Origin of the sequence: Pseudophaeobacter flagellatus, assembly GCF_021228235.1 — a bacterium.
Taxonomy (GTDB): Bacteria; Pseudomonadota; Alphaproteobacteria; order Rhodobacterales; family Rhodobacteraceae; genus Pseudophaeobacter; species Pseudophaeobacter flagellatus.
Map to the genome: position 1 here is coordinate 443917 of NZ_JAJQRG010000002.1, position 22168 is coordinate 466084.

Below are 22168 nucleotides of genomic sequence, written 5' to 3' on the forward strand. Positions count from 1 at the left end.
TAAGAACATGAAAATTTTGATGGTACTGACATCCCACGACCAACTCGGGGATACTGGCGCGAAAACCGGCTTCTGGCTGGAGGAATTCGCGGCCCCCTATTACGTCTTCAAAGACGCAGGCGCCGATATCACATTGGCCTCGCCCAAAGGGGGGCAACCGCCAATTGATCCTTCCAGCGACAGCGCGGATGCGCAGACAGATGACACCCGTCGCTTCAAGGACGACAGCGAAGCGCAGAAGCATCTTGCGAACACGCTGACACTTTCGGACGTGACCGAAGATGGGTTTGACGCCATCTTCTATCCGGGCGGCCATGGCCCCTTGTGGGATCTTGCCGAAGACGCGGACAGCAAACGCTTGATCGAAGCCTTTAACGCCGCCGACATGCCCGTTGGTGCGGTCTGCCATGCCCCCGCCGTGTTCCGCCACACCCAAGGGGCGGACGGCAAACCATTGGTGTCAGGTCGCCGTGTGACAGGCTTTACCAACACCGAAGAAGACGCCGTGCAACTCACCGACGTTGTGCCTTTCCTGGTTGAAGACATGCTAAAGGCAAATGGTGGTAAGTATGAAAAAGGGGCAGACTGGAGCAGCTTTGTCCTGCGTGATGCCAATCTCGTCACTGGCCAGAACCCCGCCTCATCCGGCGCCGCCGCGCAAGAGATCCTTGCGCTGCTGACGTAGGGGCCTAGCCCTGCACCACGATAAAGCCTGATCCGCTTCCCTTTACGGGGGCGACAGTCGGGTGCTTCAGATCAGGGCGGATTTATATCGCGAGTCCGCCCTCATCGCCCGTGAGACTGACCACCACTCTTAAAAGAAGTCGTTCAGGACAGCGTCAACCAATCAATCGACTTTTCAACGGTATGCGGACTCAGTGAGCTTTTGCTGCGCTGCCACATATGACCGCATTCGTTAGTTTCGCTTGCAGCTAGAAGCACCAAAGGGTCGATTTAGTTCATCCACAGCTCAGTGCAAAAGCACTGCCAGCGACTTCAATCGTCATCCGATCTCTCCGGCCACATCGTGGGCGATCCTCAAAATCGCACGGAGCCGCGCGGTTGGCTCGGTCCCGCGGCGGGTGATTGACCAAAGATCGTGGTAACGGCGATGTGGCAGAGAGACGATCTTCAGCCGATTGCGTCCGGAGAACGCCTCGATCCCGCTGCGTGGCAGCAAAGTGTAGCCGATGCCCTCGGCCACCGGCGACGGGATTTGCCCGATCTGGTTTACAAAAGTCCGCACCTTCATCCGATCGGCCCCGGCGAACTCATCGGGAAAATTCAAAGACAGAAGATCGTCAGCATAGGCGAAACCGTCTGGGTGTGCGACGAAGCCTCGATCTTCCAGGGACTCAAACGTGACCGTTTCATCAGCGTCATCAGCGGGTAGGACCAGACATAGCTCTTCGCGCCCAATAGACTGGGCGTTGAGGCGCGGGTGACCTGTGTCTTGCCCTGCAATACCCAGATCAAAGCGCCCATCCAAAACACCTGAGACAATGGCATCTTGCGGGGCAGCTTCCAAATGGATCAGAAGCTGAGGAGCGTCCTCAATGCGCGCAAGAAGCCGCGGGTAGAGCAGCTGGGCAAAACTACCTGAACAAGCAATCCGCACCTCTCCCACGTTGGGATCATCGGCCGTGATGGTATTGTGGAGTAGCCGCTCCTCGGTCCGGCGTGACAGTCCAAGGTCGCGCACCGCCTCGCCTGCTGGCGTAAGGGTAAAGCTCTTGCCCTCTTGCGCGATCAGGCTTTGTCCCACTTGCTCCTCAAGCTTGCGCAAATGCTGTGATACGCCCGGCTGGGTCATGTTCAACTTTTCCGCCGCGCGGGTGAAATGCCCGGTCTCGGTCAGGGTGACATATGTTTCGAGCCATGTCGCGTTGAGCATATTTAGATTACACTAAATTATCAAAACTATCAGCTATGATAAATTCACATTCGAAACGGCCTTGTCTATCCCTTCTGTAACTCAGCAAACAAAGGACAGCCCCAATGACCCCAACACCACGCACATTCTCTCATATCGGCATCTCCGTCCCCGACCTGGACGCCGCTGTCAAATTCTACTCGGAGGTCATGGGCTTTTACGTGATCATGCAGCCCAGTGAGGTGACCGAGGACGACAGCGCCATCGGCGTGATGTGTACCGACGTCTTTGGCCCTGGTTGGGACCGCCTGCGGATCGCTCATCTCTCGACTGCCGATGGCATCGGCTTCGAGCTGTTCGAGTTCAAGGGCAACGAAGAGCCAGACGATAATTTCGCCTATCGCCGACACGGGACATTTCACTTCGCGGTTCAGGACCCGAACCTCGAGGACCTGCTGGAAAAGATCCTTGCCGCTGGCGGCAAGCAGCGTATGCCTGTCCGCGCATACTTCCCCGACGAAAAGCCGTTCCGCATGGTGTATGTCGAGGACCCGTTCGGCGTCGTTTTCGAGCTCTATAGCCACAGCTACGAGCTGACCTATTCGGCAGGTGCCTATTCCTAAGACGGCCATCGCCCGATCCACTCAACAAAGGAGCCTGCACCATGAAAGCTGCCATCATTCGCGACTACGACACCGAGATCGAAATCGCCGACATCGATCCGCCCGAACCGAAGGATGAGTCCGTATTGATCGCAGTCCATGCGGCCAGCCTGAACCCTATCGATTACATCCTGCAATCTGGTGTGATGAAGGAAATGATACCACTGGAATTCCCACACATTATGGGGTTCGACGTATCTGGTGAAATAACAGAGGTCGGCAAGGCGGTCACGGGCTTCAAAGTCGGCGACACGGTTTTCGCTCGCGCCAACCAGCAGGATGCGGGCGCGATTGCCCAGACCGCGCGTCTCAAGGCGACCGGAATGGCCCTGAAACCCGAAAACATCAGCCATCAGGAAGCAGCATCGGTCCCTCTTGCGGGCCTGACGGCGTGGCAGGCACTGATTTCGAAGGCGAATCTGAAATCGGGAGACAAGGTGTTGATCCATGCCGGATCGGGCGGTGTCGGCACCCTGGCAATCCAGATCGCGAAACATTTCGGTGCCCATGTCGCCACCACGTGCAGTCCGCGATCTTGGGGCAGATGTCGTGATTGGCTACAAGACAGAGGCGTTCGATGAGGTGCTTTCGGATTACGATATCGTCTTTGATATGATGGGTGGAGAGACGCTGAACCGGTCATTCAAGGTCTTGAAGAAGGGTGGTACACTGGTCTCAATCAAGGGGCAGGACACAGAAAACCTGGCATCTGAATATGGGGTTCGGTTCGAATGGTTCTTCATGGAGCCCGATGGCACAATGCTGGCAGATCTTGGCGCGCTGATCAAAGAGCGGGCCGTAAAACCGGTGATTGACAGCGTTTACCCCATGAATGAGACGGCGAAAGCTTACGAAGTTCTCAAGGATGGTCACGCCGTGGGAAAGATCGTGATCGCAGTGTCATGAGACCAGTGTCCCGGCCCGTCCAAGATGAGCTAGAGAAACGCATACGCCCGCCCAAGCTGAAAGCCTTGGCGGGCGGCAATGTCAATCTCGACATTATCCGGCTCATGAGACCAGAGTGAATGCTGCATGAGTCAAAATGCGACGTCATTCCATCAGTTTCTTAAAACCAGACATTCGCTGCGTCACAGAAACACGGTAAAAGTGGGCTGATTTTGTTGAAAAACTATTCCTTGATCCGTAGGCAAGTGGCTGATTCAATTCCTGTATTGAGCGGGAGGATTAGCGATGATGGGACCGAAGCAGGAAGCGCAAGCGGCGCTGTTCTACGAATTCTCGCTGGAAGATCATATCCCGCAAAACCATCTGCTGCGGTCGATTGAAAGGCATCTCGATCTAAGCAGCATCCGAGGGCATTTGGCAGATTTCTATAGCCACACAGGCCGTCCGTCGATTGATCCCGAACTGCTGATCCGGATGTTATTGGTCGGCTATTGCTTCGGCATCCGGTCCGAACGCCGCCTTTGTGAAGAAGTGCATCTGAACCTGGCGTATCGCTGGTTTTGCCGCCTCGATCTGAGTGACCGCATTCCAGATCATTCTACTTTTTCAAAGAACCGCCATAGCCGTTTCCGCGAGAGTGACCTGCTGCGCCATGTTTTCGAGACAACCGTTACGCGCTGCGTAGAAGAGGGCCTTGTTGGTGGCGAAGGCTTCGCCGTCGACGCCAGTTTGATCTTCGCGGATGTCCAGAAGCAGAACTCCAGCAACCCTAAAGACTGGGAGGATCGCGCGGTCAAAGCAGCAGATGCGCCAAGGGCGGTGCGTGAATACCTCGACGTTCTTGACGACGCAGCCTTTGGTTCGGCTAGCGAGGTGAAGCCTAAGTTCACCGCCCATGCTGACCCAGCCAGTCAATGGACCGCAGCTCGCAAAGGGCCTGCAGTCTTTGCGTATTCAGACAATTACCTGATCTACACAGATCACGGGATCATCATGGATGTGGACGCCAGCCGGTCGATCCGGCAGGCAGAGGTCGGCGCCATGCGCAAGATGATTGACCGCACCGAGGAGCGCTTTGGTTTGAAGCCTGATTGGGTGGCGGCGGATACGGCTTACGGTTCGTCTGACAATCTCGTCTGGTTGACGCTCAAACGGAAAATCCTCCCGTTCATCCCTGTCTTTGACCATTCAAAGCGCAAGGATGGCACTTGGTCGCGGTCCGACTTCACCTGGGACGAAGACAATGATCGATACATTTTCCCGGAAGGAAAAGAGCTTCGTCATACCCGGCGAAACTACTCCGACCCCAAGAGACACAAACCCAAGGCTGGCCGCCGCCAGTATCGCAGCCTGAAGCTCGATTGCCAGGCATGCCCATCGAAACCAACATGCTGCCCAAACACCGCGACGCGCAGCGTCAATCGAGAGGAATACGAGATCGTGAGAGACTTCGCGCGGATGTGCACGGCCTCCGACTTCAATCCAACGGCGCAGAGGCGACGAAAAAAGGTCGAGATGCTGTTTGCCCATCTCAAACGCATCCTAGGGTTAGCCCGCCTCCGATTACGAGGGCCATGCGGCGTCCAAGATGAGTTCACCTTCGCAGCCACCGCCCAAAACCTCCGGAAACTGGCCAAGCTCAAGCCGATGGTGCCAGCCTTACCGTAGAAAGGCGGTATGGTCACAGTTTGACGCGAATAATCAGACCATTAGTCGCGGGCACGCCGCCAAAACCAACGAGTTTTTCAACAACATCGGCTCAGAGACGACCTTCGCCGCGTTTGCAAGCAAGATCGGCGCGAAACCGGCAGGTCAACGGCAGCTCGGCGGGACAAAGCGGACGTCTTGATGTTAGCGGGCGGGACTGAGAAAGGCATAGCGATATGCCAATGCGACGCCGCCGGCTCCACCCACAACGTTTCCCAATGTGACCCAGACCAAATTAGTCACGGCCTTTCCGACGGTCACATCGGACCCAGCAAACCATCCTTGAGGAAAGAAATACATGTTTGCGACGGAATGCTCGAGCCCAAGCAGCACGAAACCGCTAATCGGCCAAAGTATCGCCAGCACTTTTCCCACAACAGTTCGAGCGGCAAAAGTTAGCCAAATTGCGAGACACACAAGCGCGTTGCACAATGCGCCTCGAACGAATGCTTCCATTGGGTCCAACGTGGCTTTGCCTTGCACGATTGACACTGCCGTGTCGCCTAAAGGCCCATGCAAAATGCCAGAAAAACCAAAGGCCACGGCAAGTCCCGCCGCGCCTGCTAAGTTTCCAAGATACACAATTGCCCAGCTTCGCAGCAATTGGCGTGCAGATATTTTTCGGTCAACAGCTGCCATGACCATCAGAGCATTTCCGGTGAACAACTCCGCACCGCCGACAACGACAAGAATAAGACCCAGTGAAAACACCACGCCCCCAAGAAACCTTGCGGGTCCGAATGCCGGGTCAACTCCGGTCATTACCGCTGTGTAAGCTGCCCCGCCGAATCCGATAAAGGCCCCTGCAAGGATGGCGAGCACAAACATCTGAAGCACCGGAAGCTGTGCCTTGGTGACACCAACACCCTCTACCAGAATTGCGATCTTTGCGGGTTTGTAAGCATCAAAGTTTTCTTCGTCAGTCATGTTACCGATGATAGAGTATCGGGAAGAGAACAAAAGGTTGTTTTGGTTCGAAGCTGTCGTTCTCTGCGGTGCGGAAAACGACAGCTTTGCGTGCCTGGTCGGGTCAGCGGGCGCGGCGGCAGGTGGCCAGTTGCGTCTGGTACATCTGCGAGCGGGCCTCGACTTGGCTGGCGACGCGCATCAACCAGGGTTTGGATTTATAGGTGCCGCGGGCATAGCCGGTTTGGCCATCGTGATAGGCCAGATATTGGTTGCGCGCATCATACAGAGGGATGCCGTTTCTTTCCTTGCTGGTGCTCATGTACCAGCCCATGAAATCGGTGGCGTCCTCGATCCGGTCGCGCTTGGCCCGGCGCCGCCCGGTGTCGCGTTTATAGTCTTCCCAGGTGCCATCCAGGGCCTGACCATAGCCAAAGGCGCTGGACTGCCGCCCCATGGGGATCACCCCCAAAAGATACTGGTGCGGCGTACGGGCCTTGCCGCGAAATCTGCTTTCCTGGTGGATCGTGGCCATCTGCACATGCATGGGCACCCCCCAGCGCCGCTCTGTCGCGCGAAAGGCCTTGAGGTATTTGGGGCGCTCTTTGATGATGGCGCATGCATTGTCCAGATTGCGCGGCGGCTGGTTGTGACCGCCTCCGCAGGATGCGACGACCAAAAGAAGTGCGAGCGCGACGATGATTCTGCTCATTGTCTCTGCCTAAATTGTTATCTTTTTTTGCCATTCTAGCGAATTTACGCAGAAGAGAAAATCACAAATCAATCAATACTGACAGGACCAGCGGCAATGCGGCGATGGCCATTAGGGTTGAAACCACCACGAGCCCGGCAACGGCTTCGGCCTCGGCGCCGAATTTTTCGGCCAAGAGATAAGAGGTGACGGCAACCGGGGTGGCCAGTTGCAGAACCAACACGCCAAAGGCGATGTCATCAAGACCAAAGGCCAGCCCCAGCCCCCAGCCAATGGCGACGCTGGTGCACAGCTTTGCCAGCGACAGCAACACGGCGAGCCCAGTTTTGCCAGGTGACAGCCGGGCGATGGCCACGCCCAGGGTAATCAGCATCATCGGGATGGCCATCTGCCCGATCAGATCCAGCGTATTGGTCAAGAACTGCGGCGTCTGCCAATCCTGCCAGAGGAACAGCGCCCCCAGAAGGGTGGCCCAGACCATGGGTTCTTTCAGCGCCTTGCCGCCGCCGCCCTTGCCCGCCACCAGCGTCAGGCCCAGGGTAAAGGACAGGACCGCAGAAACCGCCAGCATCACCACCGCATAGCCCAGCCCGGCCTCGCCAAAGGCAAACAGCGCCAGCGGGATGCCCAGGTTGCCAGTATTGCCAAAAATGAATGGTGCCAGATAGGTTTGCCGGTTCAAATGGCCAAGCTTGACCAGCACTGCCCCAACCAGAGCCAGCAGCAGATGCCCCAGAAGGGCGGCAATCACAAAGACCCCAAGGGCCCCTTTGTCGAGGTCGGTTTTCATCAAGGCGGTGAAGATCAGCGCCGGTACCGCAAGGGTCATCGCCAGCCGGGTAACAAACTGAATGCGGTATTCAAACCCCAGCCGAACCCAGGTGAATCCAACCCCGGCTAGCAGAAAAACGGGGGCGGTGATTTCAAGCACTGTCAAGGCCAGGTTCACAGACTGTTTCCTTTAAAATTTACCTCAAGAGTTGGACATTTGCCAGTGTTTCGCGTTAGTAACAAGGGATGGAGACACTCTAGAAATGCTTAGAACGCGCGCGAAATATAACTTGGGGCAGGTTGTCCGGCACCGCAAACACCCGTTTCGCGGCGTGGTTTTTGACGTGGACCCAGAGTTCGAGAATACGCAAGAGTGGTATGACTCCATTCCTGAAGCCAGCAGACCAATGAAGAATCAGCCATTTTATCATCTGCTGGCAGAGAATGATCAAACCTACTATGTCGCCTATGTTTCGGAGCAGAATCTGGTTGCCGATTATTCGGGCGAACCGATCAGCCACCCGGACCTGCCAGAGATGTTTGATCGGTTCGATGGTGCGGCCTACTCTTTGCAGTATCAGCTGAACTGATCTCGCTACGCTGGCCAGTGCACTGGCCTGCTGTGCCCTGCTGCTTTCCGCCTTCGGGTTTCCTTCTACCTTATTCCCTTGCAGAGGGCGCGTTTGCTTGCCGTGCGGCTGCTGACGCCGAGCCTGTGGCCCGGCGCGTGACCAAAGAAAATTGCCCTTCTCAATAGCCGAGCGCGCAGCCGTCCTTGCGCGGATCGCTGGCGCCTTCCAGGATACCATCTGCCCGCAGGGTGATCGCCTGGGCACCGCCGATGGCGGTCTTCGGGGTTTCAACGTGATGGCCCATGTCGCGTAGTGCCTGTCGGGTGTCATCGCTATAGCCGCGTTCAACCTTAAGGATATTGGCATCGCTGTAGCTGCGCGGGGCGTCGATAGCCTGCTGTGGCTCCATGCCAAAATCCTGCAGGTTGGAGACAAACCGCGCATGGCCATTGGGCTGATAGGCCCCACCCATCACCCCAAAGGGCATCAACACACGCCCCTCTTGCCGCAGCATGCCTGGAATGATGGTATGCATCGGGCGCTTGCCGCCTGCCAGCGCGTTTGGATGGCCTTCTTGCAGGGTAAAGCCGGCGCCTCGGTTCTGTAGCAGGATGCCGAATTTCTCCGAAGCAAGGCCAGAGCCAAAGCCATGAAAGATCGAATAGATCAGCGAGACGGCCATGCGATCTTTGTCGACCACGGTGATATAGATCGTATCCTTGTGGACCGCCTCGCTCAGCGCTGCGGGTGCCGCCATCGCGTGCTTGTGGTCGATCAATGCCGCTAGCCGCGCTGCGGTTTCGGGTGCCAGCAGATGATCCAGCCGCGTGGTATAATCGGCATCGGCCAGAAAGCGGTTGCGGGCATCATAGGCCAGTTTGGCCGCCTCGGCTTCGATATGGGCCCGCTCGGCCCCCAGCGGATCCATCGCCGCAATGTCAAAATGCGACAGGATGTTGAGCAGCAGCAGCGCAGTTGCCCCCTGGCCATTGGGTGGATGCTCGACCAGATCGACCCCCTTGTAGTGGGCCGAAACCGGGATGACCCGGTCGCATTGTGCGGCAGCAAAATCTGCGGCGTTGTGATGCCCGCCAGCGGCCTGCAGCGTCGCCAGCATATCGTCGGCGACTTCGCCGGTGTAAAAGGCATCGCGACCATCGCGGGCTATTCGGCGCAGGACTTCGGCCTGGCCTGGGGCGCGGAACACCTGGCCGGTCTTTGGTGGCTTGCCGCCAAACAGATAGGCGTCGCGGGCCGGCCCCTGTAGGGCGTCGGCGTCATTGGCCCAGTCAAAGGCCACGCGCGGTGCAACTGGAACGCCGGTCTCAGCGTAGTGGATCGCAGGGGCCAGCAGGGCATCCAAGCCCAGTTTGCCCTCGGTTTCGGCCAGGGTGCAGAAGGTTTCGATCGCGGTGGGCACTGTAACGGCATGGGCGCTGCGCAGCGGCACGGTGGTCTTGCCTTGGTTCCGCAACTCTGCAGCGCTGGCACCGGCGGCGGCGCGCCCGGATCCATTCACCGCGTGAATGTCGCTGCTGCCGCCACGGGAAAAGAGCACAAAGCAATCGCCACCGATCCCGGTCATCTGCGGTTCACAAATGCCCAGCAGAACGGCACCGGCGATGGCTGCGTCCATAGCATTTCCGCCGCGTTTCAGCACATCAATCGCCGCACCGGCAGCCAGCGGATGCGAGGTGGCGCAGAGGCCGTTCTGGGCAAAGACGGCAGAGCGTCCGGGGGATTGAAAATCGCGCATTTACCACTCCTGTTTGGTCGTCGGCAGGGTAGTTCCTGGGCCAGGAATGGCAATGAAAATTCAAACCGCAAGCGGCCTGCGGTGCCATTCGCATAGGCGCTCTTTGGTGCAGCGATTTGACAGCGGCAGCATCCCTGCCATCTGGGGGCTGGGATACCACGCGCTTGCATTCATGGGGGGAGGTATCCCTGACGTTGCACGGTTGGTGGGGGCTTAGGTGTCCAGCGCCAGGGGAAGCCTAGGTCAGCTACAGGTTAATTCATAGATCAGACCCGTGACGAAAGTGGGTCCGTATTGTGGCGCATTTTGGGCGCCTTCGGTCACGGTTAACTAAGTGGTACCTGAAAATACAGCGAGAGCCGATTGTTGCGCCCCAGCCGTTCGTAGTGCAGCCGACTGGTTAGCTCGCGGATCAGAAACCAGCCAAAGCCACCCTCGGGGAGGGTCTCAATCGGGCCAGATAAATCGGCGGGTTCGCCTGGGGGCAGTGCGCAATCGGTCAGTGGGAACCCTACATCGCAAATCTGGATTTGCAGTTCCTGCGAATCCAGATTGCACTTGATACGTACATCCCCTTTAGCAGTGCCGGCATAGGCGTGTTCGACAACATTATTCACCGCCTCGGCCAAAGCAATTTGGACGTCTTCGGCCCGCTCATCGGGCAAATCTATCTCTCGCAGTCGTTCCATAACCGCCGCGATGCCGCTTCTGGCATCCAACTCTGTTGCGGTGAACGAGCATGCAAAAATTTCAGCCATTCATCTCTCACTTCCTACCCTGGGATCATTTCGTGGGCGAAGTTCAGGTCTTGTTAGCGGTGACGGCTTCGTTCAGCGTGCTATAGAGGTTGAAAATTGTATCCATGCGGGTCAGGCGAAAGACCTTCTCCACCATGGGGGTTGGGCCGGCCAGATCAAGGCGGCGATCACGACCCAGCTGTTTCATGGCGGCGACGATGGCCCCCAGGCCGCTGGAATCGATGAATTGCACCAAGGACAGGTCCAGAATGACACGTTCGCTGCCGTCTTCGGTTTCGGCCCGCATGTCTTCTTTGAATTGAATGGCCATGGCGGCATCAATGCGTTCTGCGTTTACAGTTACGATCTGCGCGCCATCTGCCCGTGTACTTGTCAGGCTCATAGGGATCCCCCAGGTGTTGTCTCAACGTATTTATACCAGTCTAGACCTCAAAGCTTAGCATTCGGTATTCATAATGGCGACGATTGGAGGAATATGTGATGAAAAATGTTGTGATTGCAGGTGCAGCTCGGACCCCTATGGGCGGATTTCAGGGGGCGTTTTCCGGGCTCTCGGCCTCTGCCCTGGGCGGTGTCGCTATCAAGGCGGCCCTAGAGGGCGCAGGTGCCAAAACAGTAGACGAGGTCCTGATGGGCTGTGTGTTGCCCGCAGGGCAGGGTCAGGCCCCGGCTCGCCAGGCAGGATTCGCGGCGGGGCTGGGCGAAGAGGTGCCAGCAACCACCCTGAACAAGATGTGCGGGTCTGGCATGAAGGCGGCGATGATCGCCTATGATCAGATCGCCCTGGGCCAGGTGGACAGCGTTGTTGCAGGCGGCATGGAAAGCATGACCAATGCGCCCTACCTGCTGCCCAATCAACGAGGTGGCGCCCGAATCGGCCATGGTCAGGTGATCGACCATATGTTCCTTGATGGCTTGGAAGATGCATATGACAAGGGCCGTCTGATGGGCACCTTTGCCGAAGACTGCGCTACCCAGTATCAGTTCAGCCGCGAAGCCCAGGATGAGTATGCGCTGAAATCCCTGTCCAATGCACTGGAAGCACAGGAAACCGGCGCTTTTGACGGCGAAATCGCTGCCGTCACGCTGAAAACGCGCAAGGGTGAAACCATTCAGGCGGTAGATGAACAGCCCGGCAATGCCCGCCCGGAAAAAATCCCGACGCTGAAACCCGCCTTCCGCAAGGATGGCACGGTGACCGCAGCCAATGCCTCGTCAATCTCCGATGGGGCGGCCGCCCTGGTACTGGCCTCGCAAGAGGCCGCCGCAGCGCAGGGGCTGACAGTGCGCGCCCGCATTCTTGGCCATGCCAGCCATGCCCAGGCGCCAGGCCTGTTCACCACTGCGCCAGTTCCAGCGGCCAAGAAACTGTTGGATAAGATCGGCTGGAGCACCGAAGACGTCGACCTCTGGGAGGTGAACGAGGCCTTCGCGGTGGTGCCGATGGCCTTCATGCATGAGATGGGCATCAGCCGCGATAAGGTCAATGTGAACGGTGGCGCCTGTGCGCTGGGCCATCCCATTGGCGCTTCGGGCGCACGCATCATGGTAACCCTGCTCAATGCGCTGGAAAAACGTGGTCTCAAACGCGGGGTGGCAGCGATCTGCATCGGTGGTGGCGAAGGCACCGCCATCGCAATCGAACGGGCTTGATCTTCATCTTGCGACAAATACCTTCGGGGGTGAATTGACCCTCGGGTCAAGAGGGGGCAGACAGCCCCCTCACACTGCCGGAAGGAAGACAGGGATGCGCGCAGATTACCAGAGATTGGCCAAGACCATTCGGGCCTTGACCGAAAATGAGAACGACGAAATCGCCCTGATGGCAACGGTTTGCTGTGAATTGCACCATAGCGATGACCGCTTTGACTGGACAGGGTTTTACCGGGTGGTTGCGCCTGATCTGTTAAAGATCGGTCCCTATCAGGGCGGGCATGGCTGTTTGCAAATTCCGTTCTCGCGCGGCGTTTGCGGTGCGGCAGCGCGCAGCGGCACGGTGCAGCTGGTGGCGGATGTCGAGGATTTCCCCGGGCATATCGCCTGTGCCTCTTCAACCCGCTCCGAAGTGGTGCTGCCGGTCTGGAACCGGGCCGGCGATCTGATCGCGGTGCTGGATATCGACAGTGACCAACCCGCAGCCTTTAGCCAGCAAGATGCGGAACAGTTGGCGGCGATTCTGACCCAGGTCTTTGGCGGGGCAGGGCCAACCTAAAGCGTTCTGCCATAAAGCTGAAATACGGCTTCGTGGCAGAACGCCGCCACCATTGAGAGGCCCTGCCGCGCCCCACCTTTCTGCGGCTTCAGGTTCAAGACGCGAGGCTTTGGCCGACAGTCTGATCTGTATCTCGATATCAGGTGAAGCCAAGCACCCATATGAGGGGCAGCAGCAGCTGCGCCCCGGCGATCATGTTCAGACGGCGACAAAAGGGCTGTTTGCGGGTCTTGTGACGAAACAGCCACCGCGCCAGATAGGCGGCCGGGCTGCCGCCAAGCGCGGCCAGAAGCAGCAGCCGTGCCTCTGGTACCCGCCAGAACCCGTATTTGGCGCAGAATTTATCCAGACCAAAGGCGATAAAGCTCAGCCCATTTATGGCAAGGAGGCAGGGCAGCGCCCAGGCCCAGAACTCTGACTGCATCGATTTCTCTTTTGTATATCGTCTATATCTGCGGGGTTTTGCCCAAGGAAACCGCAGAGGCAAGAGCAATCTTTTGGTGGGTTTGGTGAAAAAAACCTTGGAAATTTCATTCGAGGGAGGCAGGGTACCGAGAGCGGTGAAACTTTACCGCCAAATTTCATCCATACCGCAGGAGACGTCCACCGTGACCAGCCAAGCCCCCCATGCCGCAACCCTGGGCGCTGATATTCGCGCCCTGCGCAAGGCGCGTGGGCTAACCCTGACAGAGGTAGCAGGGCAGCTGGAGAAATCGGTGGGCTGGCTCAGCCAGGTAGAGCGGGATCTGTCGGATCCTTCGATCTCTGATCTGCGTCTGCTGGCCAAATGCCTTGGCGTGCCGATGTCGATGCTCTTTGCCCATTCCGATGCGCCGGTGCGGGAACATGGCTATATCGTTCGGGCGGGATCGCGTCGCCCCATGGGATCAGGAGAAGAAGGTCTGATTGAAGAGTTGCTGTCACCAGATCTGACGGATGATTTTGAAATGGTGCATTCCACTTTTCAGCCCCATTCAAAGATGCAACAGCCTGCCGATCGTCCCACGCAAGAGGTGGGCTATATGATCTCGGGGCAGCTGGATCTGGTGATTGACGGCAATGGCTTTACCGTGGGACCGGGCGACAGTTTCCGCATCAAGCACCAGCCCTATCAATGGGCCAACCCCTATGATGATGCGGCCGTCGCGGTCTGGGTCATCGCGCCGCCAGTGTATTAGGGCGGAGTCTCGCGGATGAATTTTGAAGCATGGACCATATTTTCCCTGTTCTGGGTGGTTTTTGTCACCACGCCGGGACCAAATGCGGTGAATTGTATCAGCAACGGCATGATGCTCAGCCTGCCCAAGGCAATGCTGGGGGTACTGGCGATCCTGACCCAGGCGACACTGTTTCTGCTGCTCTCGGCGCTGGGGGTTACGGCGCTGATCGCGGCCGCGCCGCTGTGGTTCTTTGTGGCCAAGATCATTGGCACCGGATTTCTGATCTTCATCGGGCTGCGCGGCTGGCGCAATGCGACCAAACCAACCCCGGCGGTAGAGCGCCCGGCGCGCCACATCTATTTTCACGCTCTGACAGTTGCCACGATCAACCCCAAAAGCGTCGCTGGATACCTGGCCGCCTTTTCCCAGTTTGTGCAGCCTGATGTCCCGATTTGGCAGCAGATGGGGGTCATAATGCCCACCGCCCTGGGGCTGACCGCGCTGAGCTATACCGGCTTTACCCTGCTGGGATTTGTCATGGGCCGGGCGGCGCTGAAGGCGGTGTTCAACACCTGGATCCGCCGGGGGTTGGCGCTGTGTTTCATTGTCTACGGTGTGTTGTTGGGGGCCAGTAGTGCACCACAACTGGAGGATTTTCGATGACAACAGGCATAACCAAAGGCGCCTGTCTCTGTGGCGATATCACCTTTGCAACCGGGGCCAGGCCGCAGGGGGCTTCAATGTGCCATTGCGGCCAGTGTCGCAAGCAGTCCGGCGGCATCTGGTCCTCGGCCTATGTCAAAGACGATGATCTGACCATTTCCGGCCCGGTCAGTTGGTTTGAGGCCAGTCCTCAGGCCAAACGCGGCTTCTGCGCCCGGTGCGGGTCCTATCTGTTCTGGAAGGCCCACAACGAGGACACCACGAGTTTTTCCCTTGGCGCCATTGAGAGCCCCAGCGGGCTGAAGATCGAAAAGCACATCTTTGTTGGTGACAAGGGTGATTTCTACGACATCGCTGATGGCGTTGCGCAACAAGACTAACCGGGAGAGAGCAAACATGTCCGAGAGCACAGACAAGGCCCGCCTGCCAAGTAAGGCCCGCGTGGTAATCATTGGCGGCGGTGTGGTCGGGGCGTCATCGCTGTATCATCTGGCCAAAAAGGGCTGGGGCGATTGCGTCTTGTTGGAAAAGAACGAGCTGACGGCCGGATCGACCTGGCATGCGGCGGGGAATGTGCCGACCTTTTCGACCTCCTGGTCGATCATGAACATGCAGCGCTACTCGACCGAACTCTATGCCCGATTGGGCGAAGAGGTCGACTATCCGATGAACTATCACCAGTCCGGCTCTATCCGGTTGGCCCATAGCAAAGAGCGGGTGCAGGAGTTCGAGCGTGCTCGATCCATGGGGCGGTATCAGGGCATCGCGATGGAAATCTGGACGCCAGAGCAGGCCAAGGAACGCTACCCCTTTCTGGAAACCCATGATCTGAAAGCTGTGCTGTTTGACCCGTCGGATGGCGATATCGATCCGGCGCAGCTTACCCAGGCTCTGGCCAAGGGGGCGCGGGACATGGGCGCAAGAATCTTCCGATTCTGTCCTGCGACCGGGGTGACGCAGAATTCGGATAAAACCTGGATTGTTCATACGGATCAGGGGGATATTTCCTGTGACTATGTGGTCAATGCGGCGGGGTACTATGCGCAGCGCGTGGGCGAATGGTTCCTCCCCTATGGTGGGCGACAGGTGCCGATGATGGTGATGAGCCATCAATATCTTCTGTCGGAAGAGGTGCCAGAGGTCGAGGCCTGGACAAAGGCCAATGGAGGCAAAAAGCTGCCGCTCTTGCGCGATGTTGATGTCTCCTACTACCTGCGGCAGGAAAAACACGGTTTCAACCTTGGCCCCTATGAACCCAATTGCCGCGCCCATTGGCTGAGCGAGGCTGATCCGATGCCAGAGGATTTCTCATTTCAGCTGTGGAACGATGATCTGGACCGTATCGAGGATATCGTCACTGACGCGATGGAGCGGGTGCCACTGATGGCGGAGTCCGGCGTGGCGCGGGTGATCAATGGCCCGATCCCCTATGCGCCTGATGGGCTGCCGTTGCTGGGGCCGATGCCCGGCGTCGATAATGCCTTTGAGGCCTGCGTTTTTACCTTTGGCATCGCCCAGGGCGGCGGGGCTGGCAAATGTCTGGCGGAATGGATCGTCGATGGCCAGACCGAATGGGATATGTGGGCCGTCGATCCGCGCCGCTACACCGATTACACCGACCCCGATTACTGCGTGCAAAAGGGGATGGAGGTCTATGGCAATGAATATGCCATGCATTTCCCGCATCACGAATGGCCTGCGGGCCGGGATAAGAAACTCAGCCCTGTGCATGATCGTGTTACGGCTCTGGGCGGTGTCATGGGGGCCTATAACGGTTGGGAGCGCGCAAATTGGTTTGCCAAGCCGGGCGACGACACATCCGAGGCGGCCACCCAGACCTGGGGGCGCTCTGGTCCCTGGCAGCAGCGTATCCGCGAAGAATGCGAAGCGGTGCGCGATCACGTAGGCGTGCTGGATCTGCCGGGCTTTTCCCGCTTCAATCTTGCGGGCACCGGGGCTGCCGAGTTTCTGCGTGGGCTAGTGACCGGTGGCCTGCCTAGGGTCGGCCGGATGAACCTGGTGTATTTTGCCGATAGCCGGGGCCGGATCCTGACCGAGATGTCCTGCATCCGCCACGCCGAAGACCACTTTACCATGATCACGGCGGGCAGTGCCCAGTGGCATGACTATGACATCCTGCGCAAAGCGCTGCCTGCGGGGATCAACCTGACGGATCATACCGCTGAATTTGGCACCATGATCGTCACTGGCCCCAAGGCCCGCGAGCTGTTCGCTGGCCTGTCGGATGCGGATCTCACCCTCGGGTGGTTGACCCATCAACAGGCGACTGTCGCCGAAAGGCCAGCCTTTTTGGCGCGGGTCTCCTTTGCGGGGGAACTGGGCTGGGAGGTGCACTGCGCCAATGCGGACCAGCCTGCGATCTATGCCGCCATTCTGCAGGCGGGTGCCAAACCCTTTGGCATGTATGCGCTGAACTCTCTGCGGATTGAAAAGGGCTATCGCAGCTGGAAGGGTGACCTTTCCACTGACTATTCGCTGTTGGAAGGCGGTCTGGGCCGGTTTGTCAAACTCGACAAGCCACAGGATTTTCCCGGCAAGGCGGCGATCCAGAACGAACAGCAGTATGGGCGGCAGAAGGCCTTTGTCACGCTGCTGGTCGACGCGGAAGATGCGGATGCGCCCTATATGTCCTGCATCTGGAAAGATGGTGCTATCGTGGGGGAGACCACATCGGGGGGCTGGGGCTACCGGGTCAATGCCTCGATCGCGCTGGGGATGGTACGTGCCGATCTGGCGGTTCCTGGCACCGCGCTGGAGGTGGAGATCTACGGCACGAAATGCCGTGCCGTGGTGCAGGAAGACAGGCCGCTTTGGGATCCCGGAAACGACCGTTTGCGGGCCTGAACGGGCTTTGATAGCAGGGCCGGTATCGTCATGGAGGCCGCCTTTGGACCCTGCCTATGACCGCATTGCAGGCACCAGAAGAGTACGAATTTTTGCGTCTCTTTTTATGGGTTTAGCGGGCATTGGCCCGGATTTGTGAAAGGACGAAACAGATGGAAATAACCCTGTTGGACGGCTCGATTGGCCAGGAAATTGTCAAACGTTCCGGGGACCGTCCAACGCCGCTTTGGTCTACATCTGTGATGCTGCACAAGCCAGATGTGGTGGGGGCGGTCCATCGCGACTATTTTGCCGCCGGGGCGACGGTGGCCACCGCCAATACCTATGCGGTGCACCGCGACCGTCTGGTGCGCGCAGGGCTTGAAGACCAGTATGAAGCGCTGCTGGCCATGGCGATGACCCAAGCTGAAGCCGCCCGCGATGCCCATGGCACGGGGCGCATCGCGGCTGCCCTGGGACCGCTCGGGGCTTCTTATCGCCCGGATCTTCTGCCGCCGCTGGCCGAGGTGCAAAGGCTCTTTGCCGAACAGGTGCACCTGCTGGAGGCCAGGGCGGATCTGTTCTTGCTGGAAACCGTTTCCTCGTTGGATCACGCCCGTGGTGCCCTGATGGCGTGCCGGGCAACCGATAAATCGGTCTGGCTGGCGGTTTCGGTCATGGATGAGGATGGCACCCTTCTGCGCTCTGGTGAGCCGGTGCAGGAACTCGCCGATTTGGTCGAGACCTTCCAACCCGCTGCGGTGCTGATCAATTGCTCGCCCCCCGAGGTGATTGCCGCGGGGCTGGAAATCATCAAGACCTTTGGTAGGCCCTTTGGGGCCTTTGCCAATGGCTTTACCCGCATTACCGAAGGTTTCTTGCAAGAGGCCCCCACGGTAGAGGCGCTGGAGCAACGCCATGATATGGGACCCGTCGAATATGCCTCCTTTGTCATGGCCTGGGTGGCGCAGGGCGCAACAATTGTTGGCGGCTGCTGCGAGGTTGGTCCGGCGCATATTGCCGAAATAGCGCGGCAACTGCGCAAGGCGGGGCATCAGATCGTCTGAGCCCCAGCGCAAGAAAGGCGGCATTCATGGGCAAGCAAGCGGAGAAACAGCAGCCTGTCAGCGCGTCTCGGGTCTGGTGCGTGGATATTCTGCTGGCCGATGGGTTTGTGCTGACAGAGATGGCCGCTGTGGCCGATACGCTGCGCATCGCAAATCGGGTTCTGGCCCAGCCGCCTTTTCGGATCTGCATGCGCTCTGTCCGTGGCGGGCAGCAGTCCTGCCGGGCCGGGCTGTTGGTTGATACGCAGGGCTTTGCGGATCGTCCCGAGGCGGATTTTGCCTTTGTTCTGGGAAACACCGATCCCGATCATCCCGACCTGTCACTGGCGTCGGTGATAAAAAGCTATACCAACCGGGGTGCGCAGGTTTATCTATTGGCAGAGGCGGCGGCGCGGCACCTGCATGATCGTGGCGGTTCTGGCGCCACCCATTGGGAAAACGCCGCCCTGCTGCGCGAACGCCTTGGCCTGTTTGAAGCAAGCCAGGCCCTAGCCAGCGCCGATGGCCCGGTGATCACCTGTGCCGGCATGGGCGCGACCACCGATATCGTGTTGGCGCTGATCGGTCGGCTGACCTCGGCGGCGGTGCAGATGAGCGTGGCCAATATCATGCTGCATGAACAGGTGCGCGACCCGGCCTCTTTGCAGCCCTATTCGGGGGCGCAATCCAGCCTGACTGGCGACCGCGATCTGGATCACTGCATGCGCCTGATGCAGGCCAATATCGAGGATCCGCTGCCCATCCGCAGCATTGTCGCCGAGCTGGGCGTTTCCCCCCGGTCGCTGGAGCGCAAGTTCAAGACCAGCCTTGGTACCACGCCAAATGGGTTCTACCGTGAAATGCGGCTGAACAAGGCCAATAACCTGTTGCTCAACACCAGCCTGAGCCTGCGCGAGATTGGCCTCGCCTGTGGGTTCCCCAACGGGTTTTCCTCGCTCTACAAATCCGTCTTTGGCATCACGCCCCATGCCCTGCGTAAACAGCGCCGCAATGGCGGCAATGGCCATAAGGAAATATGAGGTCACCGGGAAACTTGCGGAATAGCTGACGTTTTTGATGCCTTTTCTGGCGCTAGGCGGTGGTAATCTGGTGCCAGTCGGTTTTATCGGAGGCATGACATGCAGGATCTTCCAGCCCAGGCCCGTGTGGTCATCATCGGGGGCGGCGTCATTGGCTGCTCGGTTGCTTATCATCTGGCCAAGCTCGGTTGGCAGGATGTGGTGCTGCTGGAACGCAAGCAGCTGACCTCTGGCACCACCTGGCATGCCGCTGGCCTGATCGCCCAGCTGCGCGCCACTGCTAATATGACCAAACTGGCGAAATACAGCCAAGAGCTCTACGGTGCGCTGGAGGAGGAGACTGGCGTCGCCACCGGGTTCAAGCGTTGCGGGTCGATCACGGTGGCCCTAACGCAGGAGCGCCGCGAAGAGATCTTTCGCCAGGCGGCCATGGCGCGGGCCTTTGGTGTGGATGTCGAAGAAATCTCTGCGCAAGAGGTCAAGGCCCGCTATGCGCATCTGAACACGCGCGACGTTACCGGCGGCGTCTGGTTGCCCAAGGATGGCCAGGGCGATCCTGCCAATATTGCCCTGGCCCTGGCCAAGGGGGCGCGTCAGCGCGGCGCCTTGGTGAAGGAGCGTACCAAGGTCACTGGCGTGACCAAATCCGGCCGCCGGGTGACGGGCGTTGACTGGGTCAGCGATGATGGCGCAGCCCAGGGCCATATCGCTGCTGATATGGTGGTGAACTGTGCCGGCATGTGGGGCCACGAAGTTGGCCGCATGGCCGACGTCAACGTTCCGCTGCATGCCTGCGAACACTTCTATATTGTCACCGAAGCCATCAAAGGCCTGACCCAGATGCCGGTGCTGCGGGTGCCGGATGAATGCGCCTACTACAAGGAAGATGCGGGCAAGATGCTGCTGGGCGCTTTTGAACCCAATGCCAAACCCTGGGCGATGACAGGCATCCCCGACAGTTTTGAATTTGACCAGCTGCCGGAGGATTTTGACCATTTTGAGCCCATCTTGGAAAACGCCTGCAACCGGATGCCGATGCTGGCCGAGGCCGGGATCCATACCTTCTTTAACGGGCCTGAGAGCTTTACCCCCGATGATGCCTATCATTTGGGTCTTGCGCCCGAGATGGATAATTTCTGGGTCGCGGCGGGCTTTAATTCCATCGGTATTCAATCGGCGGGCGGTGCGGGCATGGCGCTGGCGCAGTGGATGGATGCGGGGCAGAAACCCTTTGATCTGGGCGATGTCGACATCAGCCGCATGCAGCCCTTTCAGGGCAACAAGCACTACCTGTTTGAGCGCTCCAAAGAAACGCTGGGGCTGCTCTATGCGGATCATTTTCCCTATCGGCAAAAGGCCACAGCGCGCGGGGTGCGGCGCACGCCCTTCCATCATCAGCTGCTGCAGCAGGGTGCGGTCATGGGCGAATTGGCCGGCTGGGAACGTGCCAACTGGTTTGCCAACGAAGGCCAGACACGTGACTATCAGTACAGTTGGAAGCGGCAGAACTGGTTTCCCAATACCGCTGCCGAACACCGTGCGGTGCGGGAAAATGTCGGCATGTACGACATGTCCTCCTTTGGCAAGATCCGGGTTGAAGGCCCCGATGCCGAGGCGTTCTTGAACCATGTCTGCGGGGCCAACCTGTCGGTGCCTGTGGGCAAGATCACCTATACCCAGTTCCTCAACACCCGTGGCGGCATCGAGGCCGATGTCACCGTCACCCGGCTGAGCGAGACCATCTATCTGGTGGTCACCCCGGCGGCCACGCGGTTGGCGGATGAAACCTGGATGCGGCGACACCTTGGCGATTACGGCGTGGTGATTACCGATGTGACGCCGGGCGAAGGGGTGCTGGCCGTGATGGGCCCCAATGCCCGCAAACTGCTGCAACGGGTCTCTCCCAATGATTTTTCCAACGCGGTGAACCCCTTTGGTACCGCGCAAGAGATCGAGCTGGGCATGGGCCTGGCCCGTGCCCATCGGGTGACCTATGTGGGGGAACTGGGCTGGGAAATCTACGTCAGCGCCGATATGGCGGGCCATGCTTTTGAAACGCTGCATGCGGCGGGGCAGGATCTGGGGCTAAAGCTCTGCGGTATGCATATGATGGACAGCTGTCGGATCGAAAAAGGCTTTCGCCATTTTGGCCATGACATTACCTGCGAAGACCATGTGATAGACGCGGGCCTCGGCTTTGCGGTAAAGACCGACAAGCCAGATTTCATTGGCCGCGCCGCGGTGCTGGCGCGCAAGGAAAGCGGACCAAAGGCGCGGATGGTGCAATTCATGCTCACCGATCCGGAACCGCTGCTCTATCATAATGAACCGGTGCTGCGGGATGGTGAAATCGTCGGTTACATCGCATCGGGCAACTATGGTCATACGCTGGGCGGCGCGATTGGCCTGGGCTATGTGCCCTGCGAAGGCGAGAGCGCGGCAGAGGTGCTGGCCTCGACCTATGAAATTGACGTCATGGGGACACGGGTCCCTGCCACGGCGTCACTGAAACCGATGTATGATCCCAAATCGGAGCGGGTGAAGCGCTGAATACGCTCTACCCATTTGATTAAGCATGTT

General features: G+C 58.6%; 23 protein-coding genes. 15 read left to right on the forward strand and 8 right to left on the reverse strand.

The features are described from left to right. Positions 1-7: 7 nt before the first annotated feature. Positions 8-685, forward strand: coding sequence for a type 1 glutamine amidotransferase domain-containing protein (locus LRK71_RS05630; RefSeq protein WP_232401718.1), 678 nt, complete (start codon positions 8-10; stop codon positions 683-685). Positions 686-1003: 318 nt separating this feature from the next. Here LRK71_RS05630 and LRK71_RS05635 read toward each other — a convergent pair whose 3' ends face one another. Next, positions 1004-1894 carry a LysR family transcriptional regulator gene (locus LRK71_RS05635; protein WP_232401719.1) on the reverse strand — a complete coding sequence of 297 codons (891 nt, stop codon included), beginning with the start codon at positions 1892-1894 and terminating at the stop codon, positions 1004-1006. A 104-nt stretch (positions 1895-1998) separates the two neighbouring features. Between LRK71_RS05635 and LRK71_RS05640 the strand changes: the two genes are divergently transcribed. The 4 genes from LRK71_RS05640 (at position 1999) to LRK71_RS05655 (ending at position 5109) form a co-directional block, all read left to right on the forward strand. Then, entirely contained in the window at positions 1999-2496 is a 498-nt protein-coding gene (locus tag LRK71_RS05640) for a lactoylglutathione lyase family protein (protein ID WP_232401720.1), read from the forward strand. Positions 2497-2537: 41 nt separating this feature from the next. Continuing rightward, positions 2538-3116 carry an NADP-dependent oxidoreductase gene (locus LRK71_RS05645; protein ID WP_232401721.1) on the forward strand — a complete coding sequence of 193 codons (579 nt, stop codon included), beginning with the start codon at positions 2538-2540 and terminating at the stop codon, positions 3114-3116. Further along, positions 3085-3441, forward strand: coding sequence for a zinc-binding dehydrogenase (locus LRK71_RS05650; protein WP_232401722.1), 357 nt, complete (start codon positions 3085-3087; stop codon positions 3439-3441). Before LRK71_RS05645 ends, LRK71_RS05650 begins: the two co-directional genes overlap by 32 nt. A gap of 285 nt (positions 3442-3726) precedes the next feature. Next, positions 3727-5109, forward strand: a complete 1383-nt coding sequence (locus tag LRK71_RS05655) for a transposase (protein WP_232401724.1) — start codon at positions 3727-3729, stop codon at positions 5107-5109. Positions 5110-5292: 183 nt separating this feature from the next. Here LRK71_RS05655 and LRK71_RS05660 read toward each other — a convergent pair whose 3' ends face one another. The 3 genes from LRK71_RS05660 to LRK71_RS05670 all read right to left on the reverse strand — a co-directional run bounded on the left by LRK71_RS05660 (position 5293) and on the right by LRK71_RS05670 (position 7715). Next, positions 5293-6075 (reverse strand): formate/nitrite transporter family protein, encoded by a 783-nt coding sequence (locus LRK71_RS05660; protein ID WP_232401726.1) that lies wholly within the window; start codon positions 6073-6075, stop codon positions 5293-5295. A 103-nt stretch (positions 6076-6178) separates the two neighbouring features. Next, the gene (locus tag LRK71_RS05665) at positions 6179-6766 is read right to left on the reverse strand and encodes a transglycosylase SLT domain-containing protein (protein ID WP_232401727.1); all 588 of its coding nucleotides are present in this window, start codon (positions 6764-6766) and stop codon (positions 6179-6181) included. A 61-nt stretch (positions 6767-6827) separates the two neighbouring features. Continuing rightward, a complete protein-coding gene (locus LRK71_RS05670) occupies positions 6828-7715 on the reverse strand; it encodes an AEC family transporter (protein ID WP_232401729.1) in 888 nt (295 codons plus the stop codon). Between the two features lie 85 nt (positions 7716-7800). Here LRK71_RS05670 and hspQ point away from each other — a divergent pair, with 85 nt between their 5' ends. Then, positions 7801-8127, forward strand: a complete 327-nt coding sequence (gene hspQ / locus LRK71_RS05675) for a heat shock protein HspQ (RefSeq protein WP_232401731.1) — start codon at positions 7801-7803, stop codon at positions 8125-8127. Positions 8128-8287: 160 nt separating this feature from the next. On the opposite strand, the gene LRK71_RS05680 is transcribed toward hspQ, so the two are convergent. From LRK71_RS05680 to LRK71_RS05690, 3 genes are all read right to left on the reverse strand, one after another. Further along, positions 8288-9865: a gamma-glutamyltransferase family protein gene (locus LRK71_RS05680; protein WP_232401733.1), complete on the reverse strand. Its 1578-nt coding sequence runs from the start codon at positions 9863-9865 to the stop codon at positions 8288-8290. Positions 9866-10191: 326 nt separating this feature from the next. Then, positions 10192-10623, reverse strand: a complete 432-nt coding sequence (locus tag LRK71_RS05685) for an ATP-binding protein (RefSeq protein ID WP_232401736.1) — start codon at positions 10621-10623, stop codon at positions 10192-10194. Between the two features lie 43 nt (positions 10624-10666). Next, positions 10667-11005 carry an STAS domain-containing protein gene (locus LRK71_RS05690; RefSeq protein WP_232401737.1) on the reverse strand — a complete coding sequence of 113 codons (339 nt, stop codon included), beginning with the start codon at positions 11003-11005 and terminating at the stop codon, positions 10667-10669. Between the two features lie 98 nt (positions 11006-11103). Between LRK71_RS05690 and LRK71_RS05695 the strand changes: the two genes are divergently transcribed. Together LRK71_RS05695 and LRK71_RS05700 are read left to right on the forward strand one after the other, a co-directional pair. Next, the gene (locus tag LRK71_RS05695; RefSeq protein WP_232401738.1) at positions 11104-12276 is read left to right on the forward strand and encodes a thiolase family protein; all 1173 of its coding nucleotides are present in this window, start codon (positions 11104-11106) and stop codon (positions 12274-12276) included. A gap of 94 nt (positions 12277-12370) precedes the next feature. Further along, entirely contained in the window at positions 12371-12835 is a 465-nt protein-coding gene (locus LRK71_RS05700; protein WP_232401739.1) for a GAF domain-containing protein, read from the forward strand. A gap of 139 nt (positions 12836-12974) precedes the next feature. Here the strand turns inward: LRK71_RS05700 and LRK71_RS05705 are convergent, their stop codons facing one another. Then, positions 12975-13259 carry a DUF1294 domain-containing protein gene (locus LRK71_RS05705; protein ID WP_232401740.1) on the reverse strand — a complete coding sequence of 95 codons (285 nt, stop codon included), beginning with the start codon at positions 13257-13259 and terminating at the stop codon, positions 12975-12977. Between the two features lie 184 nt (positions 13260-13443). Here LRK71_RS05705 and LRK71_RS05710 point away from each other — a divergent pair, with 184 nt between their 5' ends. The 7 genes from LRK71_RS05710 to LRK71_RS05740 all read left to right on the forward strand — a co-directional run bounded on the left by LRK71_RS05710 (position 13444) and on the right by LRK71_RS05740 (position 22138). Next, entirely contained in the window at positions 13444-14013 is a 570-nt protein-coding gene (locus LRK71_RS05710) for a helix-turn-helix domain-containing protein (protein WP_232401741.1), read from the forward strand. Between the two features lie 15 nt (positions 14014-14028). Further along, positions 14029-14658 (forward strand): LysE family translocator, encoded by a 630-nt coding sequence (locus tag LRK71_RS05715; RefSeq protein WP_232401742.1) that lies wholly within the window; start codon positions 14029-14031, stop codon positions 14656-14658. 8 nt (positions 14659-14666) lie between these two features. After that, entirely contained in the window at positions 14667-15038 is a 372-nt protein-coding gene (locus LRK71_RS05720) for a GFA family protein (RefSeq protein ID WP_408635983.1), read from the forward strand. Between the two features lie 16 nt (positions 15039-15054). Further along, positions 15055-17523, forward strand: coding sequence for a GcvT family protein (locus tag LRK71_RS05725; protein ID WP_232401744.1), 2469 nt, complete (start codon positions 15055-15057; stop codon positions 17521-17523). Between the two features lie 152 nt (positions 17524-17675). Continuing rightward, positions 17676-18569, forward strand: a complete 894-nt coding sequence (locus LRK71_RS05730; protein WP_232401745.1) for a homocysteine S-methyltransferase family protein — start codon at positions 17676-17678, stop codon at positions 18567-18569. 26 nt (positions 18570-18595) lie between these two features. Then, positions 18596-19588, forward strand: coding sequence for a GlxA family transcriptional regulator (locus LRK71_RS05735; RefSeq protein ID WP_232401746.1), 993 nt, complete (start codon positions 18596-18598; stop codon positions 19586-19588). Positions 19589-19687: 99 nt separating this feature from the next. Beyond that, positions 19688-22138 (forward strand): GcvT family protein, encoded by a 2451-nt coding sequence (locus LRK71_RS05740; RefSeq protein ID WP_232401747.1) that lies wholly within the window; start codon positions 19688-19690, stop codon positions 22136-22138. Positions 22139-22168 lie beyond the last annotated feature (30 nt).

Excerpts from the sequence above, each read along its gene's own strand:
- LRK71_RS05630 (WP_232401718.1), top strand. The coding sequence starts at position 8 with ATGAAAATTTTGATGGTACTGACATCCCACGACCAACTCGGGGATACT.
- LRK71_RS05635 (WP_232401719.1), bottom strand. The coding sequence starts at position 1,894 with ATGCTCAACGCGACATGGCTCGAAACATATGTCACCCTGACCGAGACC.
- LRK71_RS05640 (WP_232401720.1), top strand. The coding sequence starts at position 1,999 with ATGACCCCAACACCACGCACATTCTCTCATATCGGCATCTCCGTCCCC.
- LRK71_RS05645 (WP_232401721.1), top strand. The coding sequence starts at position 2,538 with ATGAAAGCTGCCATCATTCGCGACTACGACACCGAGATCGAAATCGCC.
- LRK71_RS05655 (WP_232401724.1), top strand. The coding sequence starts at position 3,727 with ATGATGGGACCGAAGCAGGAAGCGCAAGCGGCGCTGTTCTACGAATTC.
- LRK71_RS05660 (WP_232401726.1), bottom strand. The coding sequence starts at position 6,075 with ATGACTGACGAAGAAAACTTTGATGCTTACAAACCCGCAAAGATCGCA.
- LRK71_RS05665 (WP_232401727.1), bottom strand. The coding sequence starts at position 6,766 with ATGAGCAGAATCATCGTCGCGCTCGCACTTCTTTTGGTCGTCGCATCC.
- hspQ (WP_232401731.1), top strand. The coding sequence starts at position 7,801 with ATGCTTAGAACGCGCGCGAAATATAACTTGGGGCAGGTTGTCCGGCAC.
- LRK71_RS05680 (WP_232401733.1), bottom strand. The coding sequence starts at position 9,865 with ATGCGCGATTTTCAATCCCCCGGACGCTCTGCCGTCTTTGCCCAGAAC.
- LRK71_RS05685 (WP_232401736.1), bottom strand. The coding sequence starts at position 10,623 with ATGGCTGAAATTTTTGCATGCTCGTTCACCGCAACAGAGTTGGATGCC.
- LRK71_RS05690 (WP_232401737.1), bottom strand. The coding sequence starts at position 11,005 with ATGAGCCTGACAAGTACACGGGCAGATGGCGCGCAGATCGTAACTGTA.
- LRK71_RS05695 (WP_232401738.1), top strand. The coding sequence starts at position 11,104 with ATGAAAAATGTTGTGATTGCAGGTGCAGCTCGGACCCCTATGGGCGGA.
- LRK71_RS05700 (WP_232401739.1), top strand. The coding sequence starts at position 12,371 with ATGCGCGCAGATTACCAGAGATTGGCCAAGACCATTCGGGCCTTGACC.
- LRK71_RS05705 (WP_232401740.1), bottom strand. The coding sequence starts at position 13,259 with ATGCAGTCAGAGTTCTGGGCCTGGGCGCTGCCCTGCCTCCTTGCCATA.
- LRK71_RS05715 (WP_232401742.1), top strand. The coding sequence starts at position 14,029 with ATGAATTTTGAAGCATGGACCATATTTTCCCTGTTCTGGGTGGTTTTT.
- LRK71_RS05725 (WP_232401744.1), top strand. The coding sequence starts at position 15,055 with ATGTCCGAGAGCACAGACAAGGCCCGCCTGCCAAGTAAGGCCCGCGTG.
- LRK71_RS05730 (WP_232401745.1), top strand. The coding sequence starts at position 17,676 with ATGGAAATAACCCTGTTGGACGGCTCGATTGGCCAGGAAATTGTCAAA.
- LRK71_RS05735 (WP_232401746.1), top strand. The coding sequence starts at position 18,596 with ATGGGCAAGCAAGCGGAGAAACAGCAGCCTGTCAGCGCGTCTCGGGTC.
- LRK71_RS05740 (WP_232401747.1), top strand. The coding sequence starts at position 19,688 with ATGCAGGATCTTCCAGCCCAGGCCCGTGTGGTCATCATCGGGGGCGGC.